This window comes from Halomonas urmiana, from assembly GCF_005780185.1.
Classification (GTDB): domain Bacteria; phylum Pseudomonadota; class Gammaproteobacteria; order Pseudomonadales; family Halomonadaceae; genus Halomonas; species Halomonas urmiana.
Genome location: NZ_VBUI01000014.1, coordinates 33285 through 50018, shown reverse-complemented (window position 1 = coordinate 50018; position 16734 = coordinate 33285). Strand labels below are relative to the sequence as shown.

Sequence of the window (16734 nt, the reverse complement as noted above, 5' to 3'; positions counted from 1 at the left end):
CCGGCAGGGCCTTTTGCTGCTAGAAGGACTGTGCCCGGGTCAGGCCGCCCCGATCATCTTGCGCAGCACGTAGTGGAGGATGCCGCCATGGCGGTAGTACTCCAGCTCGTTGGCGGTATCGATGCGGCACAGCGCCTCGACCTTCTTCTCGCCCTGGTCGGAGGCGATGGTCACCTTGACCTTGCCCCCCGGGGTGAGCTCGCTGAGCCCCTCGATGGAGACTCTCTCCTCGCCGGTCAGGCCCAGCGTCTTGCGGCTCTCGCCTTCTGGGAACTGCAGCGGGACCACGCCCATGCCGATCAGGTTGGAGCGGTGGATGCGCTCGTAGGACTCGGCCAGCACCGCGCGCACCCCGAGCAGGCGCGTACCCTTGGCGGCCCAGTCGCGGGAGGAGCCGGTGCCGTACTCCTTGCCGGCGATCACCACCAGCGGGGTCCCCTCCTGCTGGTAGCGCATGGCGGCATCGTAGATGGGCATCTGCTCGCCGGAGGGCACATGGCGGGTCTCGCCACCAACCACGCCATCGAGCATCTCGTTCTTGATGCGCACGTTGGCGAAGGTGCCGCGCATCATCACCTCGTGGTTGCCGCGCCGTGAGCCGTAGGAGTTGAAGTCCACCGGCTTCACACCCCGCTCCTGAAGGTAGCGCCCGGCAGGGCTGTCGGGCTTGATGGCGCCGGCCGGGGAGATATGGTCGGTGGTCACGGAGTCCCCCAGCAGGGCGAGTACCCGGGCGTCCCTGACGTCCTCGATGGCGTCCGGCGTGCGGCCCATGCCCTCGAAGAAGGGCGGATGCTGGATGTAGGTGGAGTCGGTTGACCACTGGTACACCTTGCTCTGGGGCACCTCGATGGCCTTCCAGACCTCGTCGCCGTCGAAGACCTCGGCGTACTCCTTGCGGAACATCTCGGTGTTGACCTGCTCCACGGCCTCGGCGATCTCGGCCTGGCTGGGCCAGATGTCCTTGAGGAAGACCGGCTTGCCGTGATGGTCGGTGCCCAGGGGCTCCCGGATCAGGTCGAGCTGGACGTTGCCGGCCAGCGCATAGGCCACCACCAGGGGCGGCGAGGCAAGCCAGTTGGTCTTGACCAGCGGATGTACCCGGCCCTCGAAGTTGCGGTTACCGGAGAGCACCGAGGCCACGGTCAGGTCGCCCTCCTCGATGGCCTCCTCGATGGGGCCTGCCAGGGGACCGGAGTTGCCGATGCAGGTGGTGCAGCCATAGCCGACCAGGTTGAAGCCCAGGGCGTTCAGGTCCTCCTGTACGCCTCCGGCGACCAGGTAGTCGGTGACCACCTTGGAGCCCGGCGCCAGGGAGGTCTTCACCCAGGGCTTGGTGTGCAGCCCCTTCTCGCGGGCCTTCCGGGCCAGCAGGCCGGCGGCCATCATCACGCTGGGGTTGGAGGTATTGGTGCAGGAGGTGATGGCGGCGATCACCACGGCCCCCGGGTTCAGCCGGAAGGCCTCGCCGTCGAGGGCCACGTCCTGGCTGTCGTGGTGCTCGTAGCTCTCCTCGACGCCCACGGCGGTCTGGCCGCCTTCGGAGAATAGCCGGCCCTTGTCCTCGGAGGGCGTGGCGGACTTGCCGTCGTCCTCCATCACCTTGGCGAAGGCCGACTTCATGTCCTTGAGTGCCACTCGATCCTGGGGCCGCTTGGGGCCGGCCAGGCTGGCCTCGACCTCGGTCATGTCCAGCGCCAGGGTGTCGCTGAAGATGGGCTCGTCGCCGGGCTCGCGCCACAGCCCCTGGGCTTTGCTGTAGGCCTCGACCAGCGCCAGCTGGGCGTCGTCGCGGCCGGTCAGGCGCATATAGGTGAGGGTCTCGTCGTCCACCGGGAAGAAACCACAGGTGGCGCCGTACTCCGGGGCCATGTTGGCGATGGTGGCGCGGTCGGCCAGCGGCAGGTCCTTGAGGCCGTCGCCGTAGAACTCGACGAACTTGCCCACCACGCCCTTCTTGCGCAGCATCTCGGTGACCGTCAGCACCAGGTCGGTGGCGGTGATGCCCTCGCGCAGCTTGCCGGTGAGCTTGAAGCCCACCACCTTGGGGATCAGCATCGAGACCGGCTGTCCGAGCATGGCCGCCTCGGCCTCGATGCCGCCGACGCCCCAGCCGAGCACGCCCAGGCCGTTGATCATGGTGGTGTGGGAGTCGGTGCCGACCAGGGTGTCGGGGTAGGCCAGGGTCTTGCCGTCCTGCTCCTTGGTCCATACGGTCTGGCCCAGGTACTCGAGGTTGACCTGGTGGCAGATGCCGGTGCCGGGGGGCACGACGCGGAAGTTGTCGAAGGCCTGCTGGCCCCAGCGCAGGAACTCGTAGCGCTCGTGGTTGCGCTCCATCTCGATGGCGACGTTGTCCTTGAACGCCGTGGGGTTGCCGAACTTGTCGACCATTACCGAGTGGTCGATGATCAGGTCCACCGGCGACAGCGGGTTGATGCGCGCGGGATCCTCACCGAGCGCCTCCACCGCGGCGCGCATGGAGGCCAGGTCGACGACGCCGGGCACGCCGGTGAAGTCCTGCATCAGCACCCGGGCCGGGCGATAGCCGATCTCGCGATCGGAGTGGCCCTGCTGCTGCCAGTCGACCAGTGCCTGCAGGTCCTCGCGCTCGACGCTCTCGTCATCGGCGAAGCGCAGCTGGTTCTCCAGCAGGGTCTTCAGCGTCTTGGGCAGTCGATCGATGTCGCCGAGCGTCTCGGCGGCCTTGGGCAGGCTATGGAAGTGGTAGGTATGACCGCCGGCGTCCAGCGTCTCAAGGGTATCCGGTAGGGCGTCGTTGCTCATGCTGTCTGTCCTCCTTTCGCATCGCGGGGAGTAGGGGCCACCTTCCTGGCGCCTCTCTGCTACATGGTCATGATAGAGGGCGTTTTCAAGCAGTGCCCGGGGACGTCGGCGCTCGGGCACCCTTGAAATGGCGGACGTGGCCCTCCATATTGCTGCAACATCACATGAGGGCGGTGAACGCCGAATGAACGAGGAACAGCTCGAGTCGCGGGAGGTGCACTGCCCCTACTGCGACACGCCGTTCGACCTGCTGGTCGACCTCTCCCAGGGCAGCCACGCCACCTGGGAGGACTGCCCGCGGTGCTGCGCCCCGATCCAGCTGCGCATCGAGGTCTCGCCGATCAGCGGTGAGCTCGACTCGCTGGCGCTGGGTCGCGACGACGACGTGCTCTAGCCGGCGCTGCTCGCCGGGGCCCTAGGAACGCCGCGGCGTAGAACGCACGGCACTGATGTCACCTAGAGTGAGCGGCCTGCGCCATGCCGGCATCCGTCGGCATCGCCCAGCCCACTGTGCCATTCCCGACTCCACGAGGTCATTCCATGAGCGACGCGCGTCACGAACGCCTGATCATCCTCGGCTCCGGCCCCGCCGGCTACACGGCGGCCGTCTATGCGGCCCGTGCCAACCTCAAGCCGCTGCTGATCACCGGCATCCAGGCCGGCGGCCAGCTGACCACCACCACCGACGTCGACAACTGGCCGGGCGATGACGCCGGCGTCCAGGGCCCCGATCTGATGGAGCGCATGAAGCGCCACGCCGAGCGCTTCGACACCGAGGTGCTGTTCGATCACATCAACGAGGTCGAGCTGCGCGAGAAGCCCTATACCCTGAAGGGCGATGGCGGCACCTACACCTGTGACGCGCTGATCATCGCCACCGGCGCCAGTGCCCGCTATCTGGGACTGCCCTCCGAGCAGGCGTTCATGGGCCAGGGCGTCTCGGCCTGCGCCACCTGCGACGGCTTCTTCTATCGCAACCAGGAGGTCGTGGTAGTCGGCGGCGGCAACACCGCCGTGGAGGAGGCGCTCTATCTCTCCAACATCGCCTCGAAGGTGACCCTGGTGCATCGCCGCGACAGCCTGCGCGCCGAGAAGATCCTCCAGGACAAGCTCTTCGAGAAGGCCGAGAGCGGCAACGTGGTGCTCGAGTGGAACCAGACTCTCGACGAGGTGCTGGGCGACAACAGCGGCGTGACCGGTGTGCGGTTGCGCTCCACCGAGACCGGCGAGACCAGGGAGCTGGCGGCGCCGGGCGTGTTCATCGCCATCGGCCACAGCCCCAACACCGGCATCTTCGAGGGGCAGCTGGAGATGGCCGGCGGCTACATCCGAGTGCAGTCCGGCCTCGCGGGCAACGCCACCGCCACCAGCGTGCCGGGTGTGTTCGCCGCCGGCGACGTCATGGACCATGTCTATCGCCAGGCCGTGACCTCCGCCGGCACCGGCTGCATGGCGGCGCTGGACGCCGAGCGCTACCTGGACGAGCTCTGATAGCGCCCTCCGGGCAGCGGCAAGTCGCAAGCGCCGAGCGCCAAGCTGATAAGTGCCGGCAGGGTTGTTGGTGCTGAAACAACACTGACCCCGTTGGTTGTGAAAGCCAACGGGGTTAATTATTGACGCAAGCCAGGCGTCAGCGATGATTCTGCGGCGCTCGGCGCTCGGCGCTCGGCGCTCGGCGCTCGGCGCTCGGCGCTCGGCGCTCGGCGCTCGGCGCTCGGCGCTTGTGGCTAGTAGTGCGGCGGCCGCTCGTCCTCGGGGCGTGAGGCGGCCGCGTCGCCCCCCTGCAGCGCCCGCTGCTGGCCGCGCAGTCGCTCCTGCATCAGCGCGTTGATCCGCTCGAGCTGGGTCAGGCGCCGCTCCTGGCCGGCCACCGCCTCGTCCAGGGTGTCGAGCCAGTGCTCCTGATAGGCGATCCGGCTCTCCAGGGCCTCCAGGCGGCGGGCCAGCTCATCAGGCGTCGTTGCATCGCTCATGATAGAATCCTTGTGCTGCGTGTCACCGTTCATCGTGGCACCTTCATGCATGAGGGTCCCTTTCTTCCTTTCACCACTACCAGAGAGTTTTACAGGTCCATGAATCGAAAGGTCGTGTTTCGTTGCAGTCTCATCAGCCTGCTGCTGGCCGCCCCGGCGCCGTTGCTGATCGCCCTGCTCGTCCATCTCACCGGCGGCGTGCTGTCCCGTGAGTTGTTTGCCAGCCTCGAGGTCGGCGGTGTAGCCGCGGTCTATTTCGCCGCCGCGGTCGCGGTCTTCCTGCTGCTGATGATCGCCACCCTGGCGCTCAACGCCCTGACGCCCCAGCTGGTCAACCTGGCCGAGGTCGAGGACGACGATCGCGAGATCGGTGAGGTCAAATGGTTCAACGTCAACAAGGGCTACGGTTTCATCACTCGCGATGACGGCGAGGATGTCTTCGTGCACTTCCGGGCCATCCGTGGGCGCGGGCATCGCACCCTGGCCGAGGGCCAGAAGGTGCGCTACCACGTCATCCAGAACGAGCGCGGGCTTCAAGCCGACGACGTCACGGTGATTACCTGAATCGAAGCGCCTGGCCATCGCTCGGCAGCTTCTGGCTTGGAAACACCGCTGGATGCCAGCCTTTAGACACATCGCCCCGCTTCGGCGGGGCGCTGTCGTGTCGGGTCTACTGGCCGGAGTCGGGCCAGTCGATCGGCTGTTCGGTGCCGTCGGGCAGCACCTGCAGGAAGCGGTCCGGGTCGTCGCCGGGCTGCCAGCCGCCCAGCGAGCAGCGCACCTCGCACTCGAGCCATCGGGCGGCGTCTCGGGCGCACTCCGCGTCCGTCGCCCAAGGCGTCTCGGGGCTGTCGAACCACAGGCTGGCGAAGCCGTCGGCGGCCTTCTCCACCAGCAGCACCGGTACCGACGCCGGATCCTTCCCGCCGCGGGTGCGCCACTGGCGCTTGCCGGTGGGGGTCAGCGCCGCGGCCCCGATGGCCTCGGCGAGCCAGGCGTCGAGGCGCGCGATGTCACCGCGGGCCAGGTAGATCTCGATATCGGGATAGGATTCCATGGATGCCTCAGGGCCGCGCCGTGCCGTTGACGAAGAGCCTGGCGAGGATCGCCTCGTAGACCCGGCTCAGGTCGTCGAGATCGGTGGCCCGCACCCGCTCGTTGACCTGGTGGATGGTGGCGTTGCAGGGGCCGAGCTCGACCACCTGGCTGCCCAGGGTGGCGATGAAGCGCCCGTCGGAGGTGCCCCCGGAGGTGGAGAGCGTCGGGCGGATGCCCACGGCTTCCTCCACGCCGGCCACCGCGGCCTCCACCAGATCGCCCTCGGCGGTCAGGAAGGGCTCGCCGTTGAGCGTCCAATCTAGCCGGTAGTCGAGGCCGTGGGCATCGAGCAGCGCCTCGGTGCGGGCACTAAGCTGCTCATGGGTCACCTCGGTGGAGAAGCGGAAGTTGAACACCACCTCCACGTCGCCGGGGATGACGTTGGTGGCGCCGGTGCCCGAGCGGAGGTTGGAGATCTGGAAGCTGGTCGCCGGGAAGAAGGCGTTGCCTTCGTCCCAGTGCTCGTGGGTCAGGGCGTCAAGGGCGGGCATCGCCTGGTGAATGGGGTTGCGCGCCAGGTGCGGGTAGGCCACGTGACCCTGGATGCCCTTGACGTGCAGTACGCCGCCCAGCGAGCCGCGCCGGCCGTTCTTGATCACGTCGCCGAGGCGGTCGGTGGAGGAGGGCTCGCCGACGATGCAGTAGTCGAGCCGGTCGTGGGTCTCGCGCAGGTGCTCGACCACGGCGCGGGTGCCGTCCACCGCCGGGCCCTCCTCGTCGGAGGTGATCAGGAAACCGATCCGCCCGTGGTGGTCCGGTTGGGCCGCGATGAAGCGCTCCACCGCGGTGACCATCGCCGCCAGGCTGCCCTTCATGTCGGCGGCCCCACGGCCCCGGAGCATGCCGTCCTCGTCGATGCTGGGCTCGAAGGGCGGAGTATCCCAGTGCGTGTGGGGGCCGCTGGGCACCACGTCGGTGTGCCCGGCGAAGGCCAGCAGCGGGCCGTGATGGCCGCGGGTCGCCCAGAAGTTCTCCACGTCGCCGAAGGGCAGGCGCTCGACCCGGAAGCCGAGCGCCTCGAGGCGCTCGATCATCAGCGCCTGGCAGCCCAGGTCATCCGGCGTCACCGAGGGGCGCCGAATCAGATCGAAGGCGAGTGCCAGGGTCGGCGAGAGTTCGGCGGCCTCAGTTGTTGGCATGCAGCGCCTCGTTCAGCGCGATGGCGCTCTTGTTGGTGAGGCACTCGATGCGACCGTTCTGGGAGTTGCGGCGCAGCAGCAGGTCGTCCTGGCCGGCGAGGTCGCGGGCGGCCACGGTGTCGGCGACCAGGCCCTGGTCGTCGAGCACGGTGACCTTGGCGCCGGCGGTCAGATAGAGGCCGGCCTCCACGGTGCAGCGATCGCCCAGCGGGATGCCGATGCCGGCATTGGCACCGATCAGGCAGCCCTCGCCGACCTTGATGACGATGTTGCCGCCACCGGAGAGGGTGCCCATGGTGGAGCAGCCGCCGCCCAGGTCCGAGCCCTTGCCGACCATCACGCCGGCGGAGATGCGCCCCTCGATCATGCCCGGCCCCTCGGTGCCGGCGTTGAAGTTGACGAAGCCCTCGTGCATCACCGTGGTGCCCTCGCCGAGGTAGGCGCCCAGGCGCACTCGGGCGGTGTCACCGATGCGCACGCCGGTCGGCACCACGTAGTCGGTCATCTTGGGGAACTTGTCGACGCAGTCCACGGAGAGCGGGCGGCCTTCCAGGCGAGCCTTGAGGCGGCGTGCCGGCAGCTCCTCGATGTCGATCGCGCCTTCGCTCGTCCAGGCGATGTTGCGCAGCAGGCCGAACATGCCGGTGAGGTCCAGGCCATGGGGCTTGACCAGGCGATGGGAGAGCAGGTGCAGCTTGAGGTAGACCTCCGGGGCGCTCTGGGGCGGGGCGTCGACGTCGAGGAACATCGCCACCAGCGGGCGCTGGCTCGCCGCCAGGGTCTCGGCCAGCTCGGCCTGTTCCGGGTGGCCGGCGTCACGCAGCGCGCCGGCCAGTGCGCCGCACTGCTCGGGCAGGAAGCTGACCGCGGCGTTGCCGTCGGGGGCATCGAGCACCTCGGCGGCGGCGGCCACCAGGCTCGCGTCCGGCCCGAGCAGCGGGGCCGGGTAGTAGATCTCCAGCCAGTCGCCCTGGGTGTTCTGGGTGCCGATTCCGAGTGCAAAGCTCAGCATGGGAGGTGTCCTCTGAAAGCGTGGGGAGGGGCGATGGCGCCCCTAGAGTGAGTCGTAGTCGCCGTCGCGGTAGCCGACGAGGATCTCGTCGCCGTTTTCCAGCAGCGGGCGCTTGAGCAGGGTGGGGTGCGCCAGAAGCAGCTCGCGGGCCGAGTTGGCGTCGAGGTTCTCCTTCTCCTCGTCGTCGAGTTGGCGCCAGGTGGTGCTGCGCTTGTTGAGCACCTCCATGAGCGGCACCCGATGCAGGATGTGCTCGAGCAGCGGGGCCGAGAGGCCGTCCTCGCGCAGGTCGTGGACCTGGAAGGGAATGCCCTTGTCCTCCAGGGCCTTGCGGGCGCGGCGGCAGGCATCGCAGTTCTTGATCACGTAGAGCGTCAGCATCGGGGGCTCCTCTCGATGAAGCGGCGCAGGCGGCGCGCGGCCTCGGCGGTGGCCTCGACCTCGGCTACCAGGGCCAGGCGCAGGCGCCCGGCGCCGGGATTCGTGCCGTCGTGTCCCGGACGGCCCATGTAACTGCCGGGCAGCACGCCCACGTGCTCCTCAGCGTACAGGGCCCGGGCGAAGACCGCGTCGTCGCCGCCCGGTACCGCGGGCCACAGGTAGAAGCCCGCCTCGGGAGTGGGGAAGTCCATCACCGGGGCGAGGACCTCGGTCACCGCGGCGAACTTCTCGCGGTAGGCGTCGCGATTGGCGCGCACGTGGGCCTCGTCGTTCCAGGCGGTGATCGAGGCGTGCTGCAGTGGCAGCGACATGGCGCAGCCGTGATAGGTGCGATAGCGCCGGAAGGGCGCGATCAGGTCGGCATCACCGGCCACGAAGCCCGAGCGCAGCCCCGGCAGGTTGGAGCGCTTGGAGAGCGAGTGGAACACCAGGCAGCGCCGGTAGTCGTGGCGGCCCAGGCGCGCGCAGGCCTCGAGCAGCCCCGGGGGCGGCGCCGCCTCGTCCAGGTAGAGCTCCGAATAGCACTCGTCCGAGGCGATGATGAAGTCATGCTCGTCGGCGAGCTCGAGCAGCCGTTCGAACTCCGCGAAGGGTGTCACCGCTCCGGTGGGATTGCCCGGCGAACAAACGAATACCAGCTGGACCTCGCGCCAGGTCTCGGCCGGCACCGCATCAATATCCGGCCGGAAGCCCGTCTCGGCGCGGCAGTCCAGGTAGAGCGGCTGGCCGCCGGCGAGCAGGGTCGCCCCCTCGTAGATCTGGTAGAAGGGGTTGGGCATGGCCACCCGGGCGGGGCGGGTGCGATCCAGCGCCGCCTGCACGAAGGCGAAGAGCGCCTCCCGGGTGCCGTTGACCGGGAGTACCTGGTGCTCGGCGTCGAGGCCCTCGAGCCCGAAGCGCCGGGTCGCCCAGGCGGCGATGGCGCCGCGCAGCTCGGGAATGCCGGCGGTGGCCGGGTAGCGGGCGAAGGCCTGGCGGTGATCGTCAAGCGCCTGGAGCGCGGCGGCGTAGGGCGCGTGCTGGGGCTCGCCGATCGTCAGCGAGATCGGCGCAATCCCCTCGGGCGGCATCACGTCGGCCCGGAGGGCGGCGAGCTTCTCGAAGGGGTAGGGCTTGAGGGCGTCGAGGTCGGGGTTCATGGGTGTCCAGGTGCGCCTTGGGCGTGCAAGTGCCAGCGTCGTTATCGGTGATGCCCCGGCCGGGCCGGGCCGGGCCGAGGCGCGCGGGCGGGGCGTCGATTATAGGGAAGCCCCGAGGCGGCCTCAAACGCCGGCCGCCCCGCGCGCTCATCCGGCGACCGACAGTACCTCGATGAGCCGCTCACGAAGCTGCTGCTGGCGGTCGGGGTCGGTGAGCGGCGCGCCGGTCTTGTCGGTGATGAAGAAGACGTCCTCGACCCGCTCGCCGAGAGTGGCGATCTTGGCCGCCGACAGGGCGATGTCCTGCTCCATGAAGATGCGCCCCACCCGGGCCAGCAGGCCGGGGCGGTCGGGGGCGACCACTTCGAGCAGGGTGCGCTCGTTGGCCGGGTCTTGCTCGATACTGACCTCGGTGGGCACGCGGAAGTGCTTGAGCTGGCGTGGGGTGTGGCGGGTGACGATCTGCGGATAGTCGTCCGGGTCGTCGAGCTCCTCCACCAGGTGGCGGCGGATCGTCTCGATGCGCTCGCGGTCGCGGATCGCCTGGTCGTGATCGTCGAGCACGATGAAGGTGTTCAGCGTCCGGTCGTTGCTCGAGGTGGCGATGCGAGCGTCATGGATCGATAGCCCCAACTGGTCCATGGCGGCGGCGGTGGCGGCGAACAGGTCGTCCACCGAGCGGGTGTGGATGAACACCTTGGTGCCGCCCTCGGCCATGTCGTCGGTGGGGGCATTGATCAGGATCAGCGGCAGCTGGCTGTCGCCGTGGTCGAGGATGCCCTGGGTCTGCCAGACGATCTCGCTGGGCGCGTACTGCAGGAAGTAGTCCTCGCCCAGTGACTCCCAGAGTCGGTCGACCCGCGCCATGTCGGCGCCCACCGTGGCCAGCAGCGAGTGGGCCTCGCTGCGGGTCTCCTGCACCCAGTCGTCGCGTTCCAATGGGTTCTCCAGGCCGCGGCGCAGGGCGCGCTTGGTTTCGCCGTGCAGCTGGCGCAGCAGCGAGGCGCGCCAGCCGTTCCACAGGGTTGGGTTGGTGGCGTTGATGTCGGCCACCGTCAGCACGTAGAGGTAGTCGAGTCGGGTCTCGTCGCCCACCAGGCGGGCGAACTCGGCGATCACGTCCGGGTCGGTGATGTCGCGCTTCTGGGCCACCATTGACATCATCAGATGGTGCTCCACCAGCCAGCTGACCAGGCGGGTGTCGCGGCCCGAGAGCCCATGGCGCTCGCAGAAACGCTCGGCATCTCGGGCGCCGAGGATCGAGTGGTCGCCGCCACGACCCTTGCCGATATCGTGATAGAGCCCGGCGATCCACAGCAGCTCCAGCTTGGGCAGTTGGTGGATCAGGGTGGCGGCCACCGGGAACTCCTCGCGGGCCTCGGGCTTGCGGAAGCCGTGGATGCACTTGAGCAGGCGCAGAGTGTGGGCGTCTACGGTATAGATATGGAACAGGTCGTGCTGCATCAGCCCCACGGCCTGGCCGAACTCCGGCAGGTACTTGCCGAGCAGACCGTAGCGGTTCATGCGCCGTAGCTGGCGGGCGACATTGCCGCCGGAGCGCAGCAGGGCCATGAACAGGCTCTGGTGGCGCAGGTCGTCGCGGTAGAGGTCGTCGATCTGGTGGCGGTGGTCGCGGAGCAGGCGGATGGTCGCGGCGCGTACCCCCTCGATCTCCGGGTGCTCGGCCATTAGCAGGAAGAGCTCGAGCAGCGCCGAGGGGCGCTTGCGGAAGACGTGGCGCGAGCGGGCCTGGATGTAGCTGCCCTTGATCTCGAAGCGTTCGTTGAGCGGCACCGTGGGCAGCGCCTGGCCGGCGTGCAGGATCGCCTCGTCGAAATGCTGCAGCAACATGTCGTTGAGCCCGGCCAGCGCCGTGACGTGGCGGTAGTAGCGCTTCATGAACTGCTCGACGGCCAGGCGTTCCGGAGTGTCGCGGAAGCCGAACAGCTCGGCGATGGTGCGCTGGTGGTCGAATAGCAGCCGATCCTCGGCCCGGTCGGTGAGCATGTGCAGGGCGTAGCGGACCTGCCAGAGGAAGGCCTGGCCCTGGCTCAGGATGCGCAGCTCGGCGTCGTTCATGAAGCTGCCGGCGACCAGGTCCTCGTAGCGCTGGGTATCGAAGTGGCGCTTGGCCACCCAGCCGATCATCTGGATGTCGCGCAGTCCGCCGGGCGAGCTCTTGATGTTGGGCTCGAGGTGATACTCGGAGTTGTTGTAGCGGTAGTGGCGGCTGATCTGTTCCTGCCACTTGGCCTCGAAGAAGCGATCCGCCGGCCACAGCCGGTCGGTGGAAAGCCGCGCCTGCATCGCCTCGCGCAGCCGTTCGGGGCCGGCCAGGGTGCGGGTCTCGAGCAGGTTGGTGATCACCGTCACGTCCGCCTCGGCCTCCCGCTCGCAGTCGGCGAGCGAGCGCACGCTGTGGCCGATCTCCAGGCCGATGTCCCACAGGAAGGTGATGAAGGCGGTCAGCGACTCCCTGAAGGGCGTGTCGTCGTCCTCCTCGAGCAGCAGCAGCAGGTCGACGTCGGAGTGGGGGTGCAGCTCGCCGCGGCCGTAGCCGCCCACGGCGAGCAGCGCCACGCCATCGCCGGGCCAGTCATGCTGCTCCCAGGCGATGGCCAGCAGGCGGTCCAGGCACCAGGCCCGGCCGTGCACCAGATCGCGGATGTCGGCCCCGGCGCGGAAGCGCTCGTCGAGGCGGGCCTGGATGCCCCGCAGCGCCGCCTTGAAAGGGGCGATGGGCGAGCGCTCGCCGGCGAGCTCGGCGCGGAAGGCCTCGACGTCGAAGAGGCTGGCGTCGGGCGCGAAGCGATAATGATGCAGCAGCATGGCGTCGACTCAGTGGTCGAGGAAGGAGAGGTCTTCGTCGCCACGGGCGGTCAGCACCTCGACCCCCGTCGCGGTGACCAGCAGCGTGTGCTCCCACTGGGCGGTGAGGCTCTTGTCCTTGGTCACGGCCGTCCAGCCGTCGCGCAGCACCTTGGTCTGGTGGCCGCCGACGTTGATCATCGGCTCGATGGTGAAGCACATGCCCGCCTCGAGGGCGATGTCGGCCTCGGGGGCGTAGCCGTCGTAGTGCAGGATCTGCGGGTCCTCGTGGAAGCCGGCGCCGATGCCGTGGCCGCAGAAGTCGCGCACCACCGAGTAGCCGTTCTCCTCGGCGTGGGACTGGATGGCCCGCGCCAGTTCGGACAGGCGCGCGCCCGGACGGACCAGGGCGATGCTGCGGTATAGGCACTCCTGAGTGACGCGGCACAGGCGCTCGCCCTGGATGCTCTCGCCGACGATGAACATCATGCTCGAGTCGCCGTGATAGCCGTCCGCGGTCTTCACGGTGATGTCGATGTTCATGATGTCACCTTTCTTCAGCTTCTTGGCGTCATCGGGGATGCCGTGGCAGACCACGTGGTTGATCGAGGTGCAGATCGACTTGGGGAAGCCATGATAGTTCAGCGGCGCCGGGGTCGAGCCGAGCTCGTCGACGATGAAGTCGTGGCAGAGCCGATCGAGCTCGCCGGTGCTCACGCCGGCCTTCACGTGCGGAATGATCATCTCGAACACGCTGGCGGCCTGGCGACCGGCCTCACGCATCTTCTCGATCTCGTCGGGCGTCTTGATGGGTACGTTCATGGAATCTCGAATCAGGGGTGGGGCCGCCCGGAAAACGGCAGGGACGGACAACGGGCGACTTCATCTCGGAGGTCATCCATGGTATAAAGCTGCGCGCTTTCCTGCAATCGCGAAGCCTTGTCGATCCTTCGGCACCTCGGCGAGGCATGGGAGGCGCGTCAATCAATGCAATGCCTTGAAAACACACATGCACCGGCACATGGTCCCGGGTGCTGTCGTGGCCATCCTCGATGACGCGACGGTCGGATCCATGGGGTGCGTGGAGGCCTAACCCGATTTTTCAGGAGTCATCCATGGCACACGTCAACATGCGTGACCTGCTCAAAGCAGGTGCTCACTTCGGTCACCAGACCAAGTACTGGAACCCGAAGATGAGTAAGTTCATCTTCGGCGCCCGCAACAAGATTCACATCATCAACCTCGAGCACACCCTGCCGGCCCTCAACGAGGCCATCGATGTGGTCGAGAAGATGGCAGCGGCCAACAACAAGATCATGTTCGTCGGCACCAAGCGCAGCGCGAGCAAGATCATCAAGGAAGAGGCTAACCGCGTCGGTCAGCCGTTCGTCAACCACCGCTGGCTCGGCGGCATGCTGACGAACTACAAGACCATCCGCGTCTCCATCAAGCGCCTGCGCGAACTCGAGGCCATGCACGAGGACGGCACCTTCGAGAAGCTGACCAAGAAGGAAGTGCTGATGGCGACCCGCGAGCAGGACAAGCTCGAGCGGTCCGTGGGCGGTATCAAGGAAATGGGCGGCCTGCCCGATGCCCTGTTCGTGATCGACGTCGATCACGAGCGCATCGCCATCAACGAGGCGAACAAGCTGGGCATCCCGGTCATCGGCGTGGTGGACACCAACTCCAACCCCGATGGCGTCGACTACGTGATCCCGGGCAACGATGACTCCATCCGTGCCATCCAGATCTACGTCAAGGCCGTCGCCGACGCCTGCGCCCGTGCGAAGGAAGGTCGTCCCGACGAGTTCGTCGAGGTGACCGAAGCCGAAGAGAGCCAGAGCGACGCCGCCGCCGAGTGAGCGTCGGCCCGCCTGGGCCGGCCCGTCTGCCGTCGCCTCGGTGACGGCTCGCCGGACAGGCGAAAGGGGGCCCAGGCCCCCTTTTCTCTCTTCTTCCCCGCTATTATTCCAGGTCGAACCATTCAGAGGACACTACCATGGCAGCTATCAGCGCCTCCCAGGTCAAGGAACTGCGCGAGCGTACCGGGCTCGGCATGATGGAGTGCAAGAAGGCACTCACCGAGACCGATGGTGACATCGAGCAGGCGATCGAGAACCTGCGCAAGAATTCCGGCCTCAAGGCCGCCAAGAAGGCCGGCCGTACCGCCGCCGAAGGCGCCGTCGTCACCCGTGTGGCCGAGGACGGCAGCTACGGCGTGATGGTCGAGATCAACTCCGAGACCGACTTCGTCGCCCGTGACGAGAACTTCACGGCCTTCGCCAAGAAGATCGCCGACGCCTTCTTCGCCGCCAAGAGCGAGGACGTGGCCGCGGTGATGGACGGTGAGCTCGAGACCGCTCGCGAGCAGCTGGTGCAGAAGATCGGTGAGAACATCGGCGTGCGTCGCTGCGTCGTGGTCGAGGCCGGCGACGGCAACCTGGTGGGCGAGTACGTCCACGGTGGCCGCATCGGCGTGCTGACCGTGCTCAAGGGCGGCAACGCCGAGACGGCCCGTGACGTCGCCATGCACGTCGCCGCCATCAACCCGACCGTGGCGCATCCCGAGGACATGCCTCAGGAGCAGCTGGACGCCGAGAAGGCGATCATCCTGGCCCAGCCGGACATGGCCGGCAAGCCCGAGCAGATCGCCGAGAAGATGGTCCAGGGCCGCCTGAAGAAGTATCTGGCCGAGAACAGCCTGACCCAGCAGGCCTTCGTCAAGAATCCCGACCAGACCGTGGCCGAGTTCGCCAAGGCCGCCGGTGGCGAAGTGATCGGCTTCACCCGCTTCGAAGTGGGCGAGGGCATCGAGAAGGAAGAGGTCGACTTCGCCACAGAAGTCATGGAACAGGCCAAGCGCAGCTAAGGTCGCAGGTTCCAGAGTGACGATGGCGTGCGCGCGAGCGCACGCCATCGCGTATCCGGCCGGTACATCCGGCCACCCCACCAGGTCCCATGCGTCGAGAAACCCGGAGACATCCCATGACCAGCGCCGATCAACCCGCCCCCAGCAAACCAGAGAAATCCCGTTCCGAGGTGTCCAAGTACAAGCGTATCCTGCTCAAGCTGTCCGGTGAGGCGCTCACCGGAGATGCCGAGTTCGGCATCGACCCCAAGGTGCTGGATCGCCTGGCGCTGGAGATCGGCCAGCTGGTGGGCATCGGCGTCCAGGTCGGCATCGTGGTCGGCGGTGGCAACCTGTTCCGCGGCGCGGCGCTGCACGAGGCGGGCATGGATCGCGTCACCGGCGACCACATGGGCATGCTGGCCACGGTGATGAACGCCCTGGCCATGCGCGACGCCCTGGAGCGCTCCAACATCCGTTCGCGGGTGATGTCGGCGATTCCCATGAGCGGCGTGGTGGAGCATTACGACCGCCGCACCGCCATCCGCTACCTGACTTCCGGCGATGTAGTTATGTTCTCGGCCGGCACCGGCAACCCCTTCTTCACCACCGATTCCGCGGCCTGCCTGCGCGGCATCGAGATCGACGCCGACGTGGTGGTCAAGGCCACCAAGGTGGATGGTGTCTACGACAAGGATCCCGTCAAGTACGCCGATGCGGTCAAGTACGAGCAGCTGTCCTATGATGATGCGCTCGACCAGAAACTCGGCGTGATGGATTTGACCGCTATCTGCCTGGTGCGGGACCATGACATGCCGGTGCGGGTCTTCAACATGAACAAGCCTGGCGCCCTGCTGAACCTGGTGGTGGGTGGCAAGGAAGGCACGCTGATTGACAGAGGGTGAGACAGTGATCGACGACATCAAGAAGGATGCGGAAAGCCGCATGAAGAAGAGCCTCGAGGCCCTTCACTCCAACTTCAACAAGATCCGTACCGGTCGGGCGCATCCCAGTATCCTGGATGCGGTGACCGTCGAGTACTACGGCAGCCAGATGCCGCTCAACCAGGTGGCCTCGGTCAACGTCGAGGACGCCCGCACCCTGAGTGTGGTGCCCTGGGAGCAGAGCATGGTGCCGAAGATCGAGAAGGCCATCATGACCTCCGACCTGGGCCTCAACCCGGCGAGTGCCGGCAACGTAATTCGCGTGCCGATGCCGATGCTGACCGAGGAAACCCGCAAGGGCTACATCAAGCAGGCACGTCAGGAGGCCGAGCACGCCCGGGTGGCGGTGCGCAATGTGCGCCGCGATGCCAACGGCGACCTCAAGTCGCTGCTCAAGGGCAAGGACATTACCGAGGACGAGCAGCATCAGGCCGAGGATGCGATCCAGAAGCTGACCGACGGCATCGTCGCCGAGATCGACAAGGCGCTGGAGTCCAAGGAACACGACCTGATGCAGGTCTGAGGACGGCGATCGGCGCAGGCGA

16 protein-coding genes are annotated in these 16734 nt (G+C 67.4%); 7 read left to right on the top strand and 9 right to left on the bottom strand.

Features of this window, described 5'->3' with window-relative positions; genetic code table 11:
• Window positions 1-39: 39 nt before the first annotated feature.
• A complete protein-coding gene (acnA, locus tag FEI13_RS10175) occupies window positions 40-2787 on the bottom strand; it encodes an aconitate hydratase AcnA (RefSeq protein WP_138181429.1) in 2748 nt (915 codons plus the stop codon).
• Between the two features lie 184 nt (window positions 2788-2971).
• Here acnA and FEI13_RS10170 point away from each other — a divergent pair, with 184 nt between their 5' ends.
• Together FEI13_RS10170 and trxB are read left to right on the top strand one after the other, a co-directional pair.
• Window positions 2972-3181 (top strand): zinc ribbon domain-containing protein, encoded by a 210-nt coding sequence (locus FEI13_RS10170; RefSeq protein ID WP_138181428.1) that lies wholly within the window; start codon window positions 2972-2974, stop codon window positions 3179-3181.
• Window positions 3182-3327: 146 nt separating this feature from the next.
• Window positions 3328-4278, top strand: coding sequence for a thioredoxin-disulfide reductase (trxB, locus tag FEI13_RS10165; protein ID WP_138181427.1), 951 nt, complete (start codon window positions 3328-3330; stop codon window positions 4276-4278).
• A gap of 236 nt (window positions 4279-4514) precedes the next feature.
• On the opposite strand, the gene FEI13_RS10160 is transcribed toward trxB, so the two are convergent.
• A complete protein-coding gene (locus FEI13_RS10160) occupies window positions 4515-4760 on the bottom strand; it encodes a SlyX family protein (RefSeq protein ID WP_138181426.1) in 246 nt (81 codons plus the stop codon).
• Window positions 4761-4859: 99 nt separating this feature from the next.
• Between FEI13_RS10160 and FEI13_RS19655 the strand changes: the two genes are divergently transcribed.
• Complete coding sequence (locus FEI13_RS19655) at window positions 4860-5324, top strand: cold-shock protein (RefSeq protein WP_275668729.1); 465 nt, start codon at window positions 4860-4862, stop codon at window positions 5322-5324.
• A gap of 106 nt (window positions 5325-5430) precedes the next feature.
• Here the strand turns inward: FEI13_RS19655 and FEI13_RS10150 are convergent, their stop codons facing one another.
• The 7 genes from FEI13_RS10150 to map all read right to left on the bottom strand — a co-directional run bounded on the left by FEI13_RS10150 (window position 5431) and on the right by map (window position 13219).
• Window positions 5431-5817 (bottom strand): hypothetical protein, encoded by a 387-nt coding sequence (locus tag FEI13_RS10150; RefSeq protein ID WP_138181425.1) that lies wholly within the window; start codon window positions 5815-5817, stop codon window positions 5431-5433.
• Window positions 5818-5824: 7 nt separating this feature from the next.
• Window positions 5825-6997 carry a succinyl-diaminopimelate desuccinylase gene (gene dapE / locus FEI13_RS10145; protein ID WP_138181424.1) on the bottom strand — a complete coding sequence of 391 codons (1173 nt, stop codon included), beginning with the start codon at window positions 6995-6997 and terminating at the stop codon, window positions 5825-5827.
• Window positions 6984-8009, bottom strand: coding sequence for a 2,3,4,5-tetrahydropyridine-2,6-dicarboxylate N-succinyltransferase (dapD, locus tag FEI13_RS10140; RefSeq protein WP_138181423.1), 1026 nt, complete (start codon window positions 8007-8009; stop codon window positions 6984-6986). Before dapD ends, dapE begins: the two co-directional genes overlap by 14 nt.
• Before the next feature lie 42 nt (window positions 8010-8051).
• Window positions 8052-8390 carry a Spx/MgsR family RNA polymerase-binding regulatory protein gene (locus tag FEI13_RS10135; protein WP_138181422.1) on the bottom strand — a complete coding sequence of 113 codons (339 nt, stop codon included), beginning with the start codon at window positions 8388-8390 and terminating at the stop codon, window positions 8052-8054.
• Window positions 8384-9589, bottom strand: a complete 1206-nt coding sequence (dapC, locus tag FEI13_RS10130) for a succinyldiaminopimelate transaminase (protein ID WP_138181421.1) — start codon at window positions 9587-9589, stop codon at window positions 8384-8386. The genes FEI13_RS10135 and dapC overlap by 7 nt, the downstream gene beginning before the upstream one ends.
• A gap of 147 nt (window positions 9590-9736) precedes the next feature.
• Complete coding sequence (locus FEI13_RS10125) at window positions 9737-12418, bottom strand: [protein-PII] uridylyltransferase (protein ID WP_138181420.1); 2682 nt, start codon at window positions 12416-12418, stop codon at window positions 9737-9739.
• 9 nt (window positions 12419-12427) lie between these two features.
• Window positions 12428-13219 (bottom strand): type I methionyl aminopeptidase, encoded by a 792-nt coding sequence (gene map / locus FEI13_RS10120; protein ID WP_138181419.1) that lies wholly within the window; start codon window positions 13217-13219, stop codon window positions 12428-12430.
• Between the two features lie 293 nt (window positions 13220-13512).
• Here map and rpsB point away from each other — a divergent pair, with 293 nt between their 5' ends.
• The 4 genes from rpsB to frr all read left to right on the top strand — a co-directional run bounded on the left by rpsB (window position 13513) and on the right by frr (window position 16712).
• Window positions 13513-14259 carry a 30S ribosomal protein S2 gene (gene rpsB / locus FEI13_RS10115; protein ID WP_138181418.1) on the top strand — a complete coding sequence of 249 codons (747 nt, stop codon included), beginning with the start codon at window positions 13513-13515 and terminating at the stop codon, window positions 14257-14259.
• Between the two features lie 137 nt (window positions 14260-14396).
• On the top strand, window positions 14397-15266 hold the full coding sequence (gene tsf / locus FEI13_RS10110) for a translation elongation factor Ts (RefSeq protein ID WP_138181417.1): 870 nt from the start codon (window positions 14397-14399) through the stop codon (window positions 15264-15266).
• Window positions 15267-15382: 116 nt separating this feature from the next.
• Entirely contained in the window at window positions 15383-16150 is a 768-nt protein-coding gene (gene pyrH / locus FEI13_RS10105) for a UMP kinase (protein WP_138181416.1), read from the top strand.
• A 4-nt stretch (window positions 16151-16154) separates the two neighbouring features.
• Window positions 16155-16712 (top strand): ribosome recycling factor, encoded by a 558-nt coding sequence (gene frr, locus FEI13_RS10100; RefSeq protein ID WP_138181492.1) that lies wholly within the window; start codon window positions 16155-16157, stop codon window positions 16710-16712.
• The last annotated feature ends 22 nt before the right edge of the window (window positions 16713-16734 follow it).